4 protein-coding genes are annotated in these 9,680 nt (G+C 74.3%); all 4 read left to right on the plus strand.

Going from position 1 to position 9,680, the window contains the following annotated elements; translation table 11 throughout:
- The 4 genes from KV381_RS03210 to KV381_RS03225 all read left to right on the plus strand — a co-directional run bounded on the left by KV381_RS03210 (position 1) and on the right by KV381_RS03225 (position 9,584).
- Positions 1 to 4,035 (plus strand): SDR family oxidoreductase, encoded by a 4,035-nt coding sequence (locus KV381_RS03210; RefSeq protein WP_218784421.1) that lies wholly within the window; start codon positions 1 to 3, stop codon positions 4,033 to 4,035.
- Positions 4,032 to 7,082 carry a type I polyketide synthase gene (locus KV381_RS03215; RefSeq protein WP_218784422.1) on the plus strand — a complete coding sequence of 1,017 codons (3,051 nt, stop codon included), beginning with the start codon at positions 4,032 to 4,034 and terminating at the stop codon, positions 7,080 to 7,082. The genes KV381_RS03210 and KV381_RS03215 overlap by 4 nt, the downstream gene beginning before the upstream one ends.
- Before the next feature lie 78 nt (positions 7,083 to 7,160).
- Positions 7,161 to 8,738: an MFS transporter gene (locus KV381_RS03220; protein WP_234024601.1), complete on the plus strand. Its 1,578-nt coding sequence runs from the start codon at positions 7,161 to 7,163 to the stop codon at positions 8,736 to 8,738.
- Between the two features lie 285 nt (positions 8,739 to 9,023).
- Positions 9,024 to 9,584, plus strand: a complete 561-nt coding sequence (locus tag KV381_RS03225) for a response regulator transcription factor (protein ID WP_256995009.1) — start codon at positions 9,024 to 9,026, stop codon at positions 9,582 to 9,584.
- Positions 9,585 to 9,680: the final 96 nt, after the last annotated feature.

Raw genomic sequence — 9,680 nt, forward strand, 5'->3', positions numbered from 1 at the left:
ATGGGACATCCAGAGATGCTCTTCGCGCTCTCCGCGCGTTCCCCGGCGGCGCTGCTCGCCGGTGCCGGACGGCTCGCCGACTGGCTGGCCGGGGACGGCGCCGAGGTCCCGCTGGCCGACGTGGCGCACACCCTCGCCGTGCGGCGTACTCATCTCGCCGAGCGGCTGACGGTCCGCGCCGCCGACCGGGGAACGCTGATCCGGCTGCTGCGGGCCGTGGCCGCCGGCGGCCGGCCCGGAGCGCTCGTCGCCCGGGGCACCGTACGGGACGCCCGGCCGGTCGCCCCGGTGTTCGTCTTCTCGGGTCACGGTTCGCAGTGGGACGGCATGGGCGCGCAACTCCTGTCCGAGGAGCCCGAGTTCGCCGCCACGGTGGCCGCGCTCGAAGGGGTGGTGAAGGAGGAGAGCGGCTACGACCTGCGCACGCTCGTCACCGAGGACGGCCTGACCGGCTCCGGCATGGACCGGGTCCAGCCGGCCGTGTACGCCCTCCAGCTCGGCATCGCCGCCGTGCTGCGCGGGCGCGGCATCCGGCCCGCCGCCGTCATCGGGCATTCGATGGGAGAGATCGCCGCGGCCGTGGTCGCGGGTGCGCTCACCCCCGAGGACGGTGCGCGGATCGTGTGCCGGCGCTCACTGCTGATGGAGCGAACAGCCGGTACGGGCGCCACGGCGCTGGTGGAGCTGCCCGCGGCCGAGGCGCGCCGCCGGCTGACCGGCCGCCCGGGGATCTCCGTCGCCGTCCACTCCTCGCCCCGCGCCTGTGTGGTGGCGGGCCGGCCGGACGCCGTGGAACGGTTCGTCGCCGAGTGCCGGGGCGAGGAGCTGCTCGCCCGGCTGGTCCCCGGCGTACGGATCGGGGCGCACAGCCCTCTGGTGGACCCCCTGCTCAGCGAACTCGGTACCGCACTCGCCGACATCGCCCCCGCGCCTACCCGGCTGCCCTGTTACGGCACCACGCTGGAGGACCCGAGGGAACGGGCCGCGCTCGACGCCGCGTACTGGGCGGCCAATCTGCGGCGGCCGGTCCGGCTGACGGAGGCGGTGCGGGCGGCGGCCGACGACGGGCTGCGGGTGTTCCTGGAGGTCTCGCCGCATCCGGTGGTCGCCCAGTCCGTTCTGGAGACCGTCCTGGAGGCCGATGCCACGCACGGCGGTCGCAGCACCGTGCTGGGCACGCTCAGCCGGGGTGTCGCCGGGTCCGACGCGCTCGCCGACACCCTCGCCGCCCTGCACTGCGCCGGGGTGACGCTGCCCCGGGCGGCGGCCACGCCGGGACGCCACGCCGAGCTGCCCGGCTACGCCTGGCAGCACCGTACGTTCGACCGCCCCGCCCGCACGCCCGTCGACGCGGCTCCGCACCCGTTGCTCGGCCACCACATCGTGGTGCCCGGCACACCGGTGCGTCATCTGTGGCAGAGCCGGGTCTCGCTCGACCGGCTGCCGTGGCTCGGCGACCACCGGGTGCAGGGCGCACCGGTCCTTCCCGGCACCGCGTACGCCGAACTCGCCCTGGCCGCCGCCTGCGACGCCTTCGGCGCCGGCCCCGGCGCGGTGCGCGTCGACGGCCTGGAGCTGGTGCGGCTGCTCCCGCTCACCGACCCCGTCACGCTCACCACCACCCTGGAGGAGGACGCCGAGGGGTGCGGCGGCACGGTCACCGTCGTCGCGGGCGTCCGCACCGGAGCGGAGCCGACGGTCCTCGCCCGTGCGCGGCTCTCGGTGGACCCGGTGGACCCGGCCCCGGCCGATTCCGTTCCCACCGCTGTGCACTCCGGCGGCGAGGACGGCGTCGAGGTCGCCGCGCATCAGCTGTACGCGGTGCTGCACGCCCTCGGCCAGGAGCACGGGCCCGCGTTCGCCGGGGTCGGCGAGGTGCGGGTGGCGGGCGGCGTCGCCACGAGCCGGGTGTCCCGGCCCCCGGTCCTCACCCCCGACAGCCGCTGGCGTTTCCACCCGGCGCTGCTCGACGCCTGTCTGCACGGAGTGGGCGCACTGCTTCCGACCGCCGTGGACGGCACCTTTCTGCCCACCGGCATCGAGCGGATCCGGTTCTTCGGACAGCCGGGCGACACCCTCGTATGCCGTGCCCGGCTGCTCACCGCCGCCTCGGGAGCGCTCCACGCCGACATCGAGATCATGGACGCCGAGGGGGCGCCCGTCGCCGAGGTGACCGGCCTGCGGATCGGCCGGGTCGGCGCGGAGGCCCTGCCCGTCGATGTGGAACCCCTGTTCCGGCACGTCCGCTGGGAGCCCGGCCCGGCACCGGAGCCACGGCAGGGCGCCGGGCTCCGGTGGCTCGTCGTGGACGCCGATCCTGACAGCGCGGCGGCCGCCTCGCTGGCAGCCGCCGGGGTCGTGTGCGAGTTGCTTCCTCCGTCGGCGCCTCCGGGGTCCGCCGGGCATGCGGACGGTGTACTCCTCGTCGCGGGTGCGGCACCGGACGTACCGGCCGACGCGTCGGCCGACGTACCCCGTCGCGCGGAACGGCAGGTGGACATCGCGCTGCGGCTTGCCGCCGGTCTGCTGCTCCGCGCCGAGGAGACCGGCGCGCCGCCCCCGCCCCTGACCGTTCTCACCGTGCGCGCCCAGCAGGTGCGCCCCGACGAGGAGCCGGACCCGGAGCAGGCGGCGCTGCGCGGGGTCGTCCGCACGCTGTGCCAGGAGCGCCCCGAACTGCGGGCGCGCAGCGTGGACCTGGCGGGTCCCGGCCCCATACCCGTCGACGAGATCCTCGACCGGGACGGGCCCGACGAGGTGGCGTGGCGCGACGGCCTGCGCCTGGTGGCGCGCCTGACCGCCGGGCCGCCGACGGCCACCGTCGGCGGCACCGGCAACGCGGCGCACGGGCGCGGCCGGCCGGTCGTCCGGCCCGGCGGCGGCTATCTCGTCACCGGCGGGACCCGGGGCCTCGGTCTGGCCACCGCGCGCTGGCTCGCCGAGGGCGGCGCGGGCGCTCTGGTCCTGGGCGGCCGGGGGGTCGTCGGCCCCGACGCCGCCGAGGAGCTGGAGCGCATCCGGTCGCTGGGCGCGCACGTCGAACTCGTCCGCGGGGACGTGGCGCGGCCGGGTACCGCCGAGCGGATGATCGACGCCCTGGCGGCCACGGGGGTGCGGCTGCGCGGGGTGGTGCACACGGCGGCCGTGCTGGAGGACGCGGCGATGACGGCGGACGACGGCGGCCGGCTGCACCGGGTGTGGGCGCCGAAGGCCGACGGGGCCTGGCGGCTGCACGAGGCCACGGTGGACGCCGGCCTGGACTGGTGGCTCGGGTTCTCCTCGCTGGCCGCCCTGGTCGGCTCCCCCGGGCAGGCCGAGTACGCGGCGGCCAACGCCTTCCTCGACTCCGTGGTGGCTGTGCGCCGCGCCCGCGGCCTGCCCGCGCTGACCGTCAACTGGGGCCCGTGGGGCGGCGTCGGCGCGGTGCGGGACCGGGACATCGCCGGTCTGGGGAAGCTCACCGTGCGCGAGGGCTTCGCCGCGCTGGAGCGCCTGCTCGCCGCCGGTGCGGGCCGGGCGGGCGTGGCCCGGCTGACCGACCGCGCGTTCGCCCGCGCCCACCCGCAGGCGCGCGGTTCCTCGTTCCTCGCCGCACTGGCCGGCCCGGCCGAAGCCGGGAGCGCCTTCGACGTGGCGGCGCTGGCCGGGATGCCGGACGGGGAGCGTCGTGGGGTCGTGCGGGCCCGGACCCTGCTGAGCGTCGGCCGCGTCCTCGGGTTCTCCGACCACGACCGGATCGACGACCGGCCGCTGGTCCACCTGGGGCTGGACTCGATCACCGCCGTACGCGTCAAGAGCGCGCTGTACGAGGACTTCGGCGTCGAGGTGCCGGTGGCCCGGCTGCTCCAGGGCGTCAGCGCGGCGGAGCTGGCCGAGCAGGTGGCGGACGGGCTCGCCGACGGCCTCGGCGGTGGAGGTGGGCGTGCCGGTGTGCCCTCGGTCGTGCGCGACGCCGAGCGCCGGGGCGCCGCCCGTACCGCGACGGCCGGCGCGGCCCGGGCGCGGCGACGGAACACTTCGAGGAGGAACCCGTGAACGGCACACCCCCGCACCCCAGGCCGGCGCACCCCGGCCCCGATGACGACGGCCCCGGTGAGGCGATCGCCGTCGTCGGAATCGCCGGACGCTTCCCCGGGGCCCGTACCCCGGAGGAGTTCTGGGACCGGCTGGTCGCCGGGCAGGACTGCCTGGACGAGCTGGACGACGAGGAGCTGCTCGCGGCGGGGGTGCCCGCTCCGGTGCTCGCCGGGCGCGGTTACGTACGGCGGTCCGCGTCCCTCGACGGGTTCGACGCGTTCGACGCGGACTTCTTCGGGCTGCCTCCGGCGGTGGCGGCCGCCATGGACCCTCAGCAGCGGCTGTTCCTGGAGGCCTGCTGGCACGCCCTGGAGGACGCGGGGCACGACCCGGCCCGCCGGGACGGCGCGGTCGGCGTGTTCGGGGCTCCGTCCTTCAGCGGCTACTTCGGCTACAACCTGCTCTCGCACCACGATCCGCGTACGTTGCTCGGTTCGGGTACGTCGCCGGCGCTGATCCACGCCCTGACGCTGACCGACCCGAACTTCTTCGCGACCCGGGTCGCGCACGCGCTGGATCTGCGCGGCCCCGCGCTGACCGTGCAGACGGCGTGTTCCGGTTCGCTGGTGGCGGTGCATCTGGCGTGTCAGAGCCTGCTGTGCGGGGAGAGCGACGTGGCGCTCGCGGGCGGGATGACGGTGAAGGTGCCGCATCGGGCGGGCTATCTGTACGAGCCGGGTTCGATGATGTCCGCCGACGGGTTCTGCCGCCCCTTCGACGCCGCCGCGAACGGCACGGTGTTCGGCAGCGGCGGTGGGGTGGTCGTGCTCAAGCGGCTGTCCGACGCCCTCGCCGACGGCGACCGGGTCCGGGCGGTCGTGCGCGGCACCGCCGTCAACAACGACGGCTCGCTGAAGATGGGGTTCACCGCGCCCAGTGTCGAGATGCAGGCGGCCGTGGTCGCCGAGGCACTCGCGGTGGCGGGGGTCCACCCGCACGAGGTCGGCTACGTCGAGGCGCACGGCACGGGCACCGCTCTGGGCGATCCGGTCGAGGTCGCGGCCCTGCGGCAGGCGCTGGACCCGACCGGCGACCGTACGGAGCCCTGTCTGCTCGGGTCGGCGAAGGGGAACATCGGCCATCTGGAAGCGGCGTCCGGCGTCGTCGGGCTGATCAAGGCGGTGCTCGCACTGGAGCACCGGACCCTCCCGGCCACCGCCCACTTCACCGCCCCGAACCCCGAACTCCACCTGGACAAGGGCCCCTTCGAGGTGGTCGCCGGGACGCGCGGGTGGACCGGTCCGGGCCCGTTGACGGCCGGGGTGAGTTCGCTGGGCGTCGGCGGCACCAACGCGCACGTGGTCCTGACGGAGGCGCCGGCCCCGCCGCCCCGCCCCGAGGCGGCACAGGCCCGTGCCGCCGTCCCCGTGCTGCTGGTCAGCGCCCGCACTCCCGAGGCGCTGCGGGACGCGGCGGACCGGCTGGCCGACGCGCTGACCCCGGGGACGGACCTCGCGGACGTGGCCCACACCCTCGCCGAGGGGCGCAGGGCCTTCCCGTACCGGGCGGCCGTCGCGGCGGACACACCGGAGCGGGCGACCGAGCTGTTGCGTGCCGGCCGTGCGGCCGCGCCCGGTCCTCGGCGGCCGCCCGAGCCGGTTCTGCTGTTGCCGGGGCAAGGGGCGCAGTACCTCCGTATGGGCCAGGACCTCCACCGGCGCGGCGGCGCCTTCCGGCGTGAACTGGACCGCTGTGCGCAGCTGTTCGCCGACGAGACCGGGCAGGATCCGCGGGACGCCCTCTTCGGCGACGACGCGGCGCGTCTGCTGCGCACGGACATCGCTCAGCCCGCTCTGTTCTCCGTGGAGTACGCCCTGGCGCGCACCCTTGAGGAGTACGGGGTCCGGCCGGTGGCGCTGGGCGGGCACAGCGTGGGCGAGTTCACCGCCGCCTGTCTGGCCGGGGTGTTCGCACTCGCCACGGCGGTACGCCTGGTGGCGGCGCGGGGGCGGCTCATGCACACCGCTCCGGCCGGGACGATGCTGGCGGTCCGTTGCTCGCGGGAGCAGCTGGCCGCGCACCTCGTGGACAGCGCCCTGGAGGTGGCCTCGGTCAACGAGCCCGGGGCCCGCGTGGTCGCCGGGCCCCCGGCCGCGGCCGGGGAGTTCGCGGCGCGTATGACGGCGGCCGGGGTGCAGGTGACGGTGTTGCGCACGCCCCACGCGTTCCACACCGGGGCGATGGACGAGGCGGCGGAACGCTTCGCGGAGGTGGTGGGCCGGTCCGAACTGTCGGCCCCGGCCGTCCCCTTGGTCTCGAACACGACCGGGACCTGGATGACCGCGGCGGAGGCCGTCGACCCGCTGCGCTGGGCACGGCAGATGCGTTCCACCGTGCGCTGGTCCGACTGCGTACACACGCTTCTCGGCGGAGACACGCCGGACGCGGCGGGTCGCTTCCTGGTCGAGGCGGGCCCCGGCCGGACGCTGGCCTCCGCGGCACGCCGCGACTCCGCCTGGTCGGCGGACCATCGCGCGGTGAGCGCCATGCGGCACCGCGACGAGACGATCGACGACGGCGAGGCGCTGTCCCGTGCCCTGGGCGCGCTGTGGGAGGCCGGTACCGACATCGACTGGTCCGGCACCCGGCACGGGCAGGAGCGCCGGCTGTCGCTGCCGGGCTATCCGTTCCGGCGGGTGCGGCACTGGACGGAGCCCGCCCGTCCGGCGTCCGCGAACGCCCTCGACGAGCGTTCGGCGACCGACGGACGTACCGCCCAGGACGCGGGCTCCGGCTCCGGCTCCGAGCCACGGGTGACCGGCGCGACGGACGCCGGCGGCTCCACCCGTACGGCTGACGTTCTGGCCGACGTCTGGGCCGAGGTGCTGGGCGTGCCGCAGGTCCTCCCGGACGACAACTTCTTCGACCTGGGCGGCGATTCGGCCCTGGCGGCGCGCGCCGCCGTGCTGGCGCGGCAGCACGGTCTGGAGTTCGCGCCCCAGGCGCTGTTCGAGCATCCGACCGTGCTCCGGCTGGCGGCCAGGATCACCCCGCCCACCACATAACTTGAACATCGCTGTTCAAAATGCCGGATCACTGCTCTATATTAATCCTGACACTGCTGTTCAAGTTAAGGAGTTCCGGTGCACCCGGAGAGTCATGCCCACGCCGACCCGGCCGCGCGGGGCAGCGACCCGCACGACCGGGCGGCCCACCCGGCGCACGACGAGGCGGGCCCCGCACCCGACCCCCGGCGCTGGCTGATCCTCGCACTGCTGTGCATGGCGCAGTTCATGCTCATCGTCGATGTGACCGTGGTGAACGTCGCCCTTCCCACGATCGGTGGACAACTCGACCTGGGCGCGACCGCGTTGACATGGATCGTCGCCGTCTACACCCTCTTCTTCGGCAGCCTGCTGCTGCTCGGCGGCCGGCTCGGCGACCTCCTCGGCCGACGCAGGATGTTCCTGGCCGGCCTGGTGCTGTTCACCGTGGCCTCGCTGGTGTCCGGCCTCGCCGAGAACGGCGGCACGCTCATCACGGCGCGGGCCGTCCAGGGCATCGGCGCCGCGGCCATGTCCCCCGCCGCCATGGCGCTGATCATGACGGTGTTCCAGGGGCCGGAGCGCAACCGCGCGCTCGGCGTCTGGGCCGCGATCGGCGGCACCGGCGCGGCCTTCGGCGTCCTGCTCGGCGGCGTCCTGGTGTCCGGCATCGGCTGGGAGTGGATCTTCTTCGTCAATGTGCCGATCGGCATCGTCGTCCTGGTCGCGGTGCCCGCCCTGGTCAAGGCGGACACGAAGAGCGCCCACGGTCACGGGCACGGCGACGCGGCCGCTCACGGCCATGGGCACGGACACGACCACGGGCACGGGCACAGCCACGGCGAAGCCCCGTCCGGGATGGATCTGCCCGGCGCGCTGACGATGACGGCCACCCCCGCCCTGCTCATCTTCGGACTCATGCAGGCGCGTGAGCACGGGTTCGGCGATGTGACCGCGTGGCTGCCGCTGCTCGGCTCCGCTCTCGGCGCGGCGCTGTTCGTGGTCGCGGAGCGGCGGGCCGCCACCCCGCTGGTCCGGCTGCCGTTCCTCGCGCGGCGCTCCCTGGTCGGCGGCTGCATGCTGATGCTCGCCGCGTCCGGCGTGCTGATCTCGGCGTTCTTCCTCTGCTCGCTCTATCTCCAGCACGTCCTCGGCTTCAGCCCGCTGCGCACCGGCCTGATGTTCCTGCCGGTCGCCCTGGCCACCACCGTCGGCGCACACCTCGGCTCGACCGCCGTGGCCCGGCTCGGCTGGCGGCCGACCGCCGGCGCCGGCATGGCCGTCGCCGTCGCGGGCGCCCTGCTGCTGACCGGCCTGGAGCGGGACGGCAACGCGTGGACCCAGGTAGTTCCCGGTTTCGTCCTGCTCGGGTTCGGACTCGGTGTCGGCTTCATCTGCGCCATCACCAGCGCCATGCACGGCGTCGAGCACAAGGACGCCGGCCTGGGCTCCGGTCTGGTCAACACCTGCCACGAGCTCGGCGCCTCCCTGGGGGTCGCCGTGGTGGCCGCCGTCGCCGGGGCGAGCCTGGACGGCGGTACGGCCCCCTCGATCGACGGCTTCGGCAGTGCGTTCGCCGCCTGCGCGGGCATCGCCGCGGTCGCCGCCGTGGCCGGCCTGACCCTGCTGCCGAAGGGCCGGCCCGACCCTTCGGCCGGTCCCGTGTTCGCACATTGACAGATTCTTCGGTGTTCATGAGGCAAACCTTCATGAACACCGAAGAACCCGTCGGGAACGCCGTGAGCGGCGGACGATAAATGCTTGACTCCCCGAACCACTATGGTCAATAGTAGTTGGAGCCGTGACGGCTGATACTCGCCCGGGGGGGTCACAGTGAAATCAACGCAAAAAGATGCAGACAGCGACTGTCGTAAGGTACTCGTCGTCGATCCCGACAGTTCCTCCAGATCGCTGCTGCGGAGGTTCGCGGAATCCCACACCCGGCCCGACCGCATCATCGCGGTGGCCGCGGCATCCGACATCCCCGCGCATCTCACCGCACCCCCGCTGACACTCCTCATCTCGTCGGGTGCGAGCGTGCGGGATCTGTCCCAGCTCAGCCCGCTGCTCCTCGATCCGAGGACGCATGTCGTCCTCGTCCTGCGCTCCCTGATGCAGGATCAGCTCGACACCGCGCAGTGGGTGCTCGCCAACACGGTCCTCCGCCTGGAGGACCTCCACAAGGCCACACTCGACGAAGTGCTCGGTCAGAGCAGGTGCGGAACCGTCGCGGTGACGCCCGAAGCCCTGCACCAGGTCGTCCAACTGGCCTCCTCCGCGGCCCGCCACGAGAGCCGGCGCCCGCGACTCACCGAACGTGAGACCGAGACCCTCTGGGGAGTCGCCCAGGGCATGAGCAACCGCCAGATCGCCCGCCGGATGGACATCACCGAGCACGGCGTGAAGCGCCATCTGGCCAACATCATGCGCAAGTTGAAGTGTCCGAACCGCACCTCGGCCGTCGCCGTGGCGCTGCGCAGCGGACTGCTCGAACTCGAGGACGCGGGCAGAGACGCCTCCTGACCGCACTCACACCGGCCACCCGAGCCCACAGGCAAGGAATATCGAGAAGTGCCCGAATCGAATCTTTCTGAAATTCTCCGTTCCGGAATATCTCTC

It is taken from the genome of Streptomyces sp. WY228, from assembly GCF_019287315.1.
Lineage (GTDB): Bacteria > Actinomycetota > Actinomycetes > Streptomycetales > Streptomycetaceae > Streptomyces > Streptomyces caviscabies.

Excerpts from the sequence above, each read along its gene's own strand:
- KV381_RS03210 (WP_218784421.1), top strand. The coding sequence starts at position 1 with ATGGGACATCCAGAGATGCTCTTCGCGCTCTCCGCGCGTTCCCCGGCG.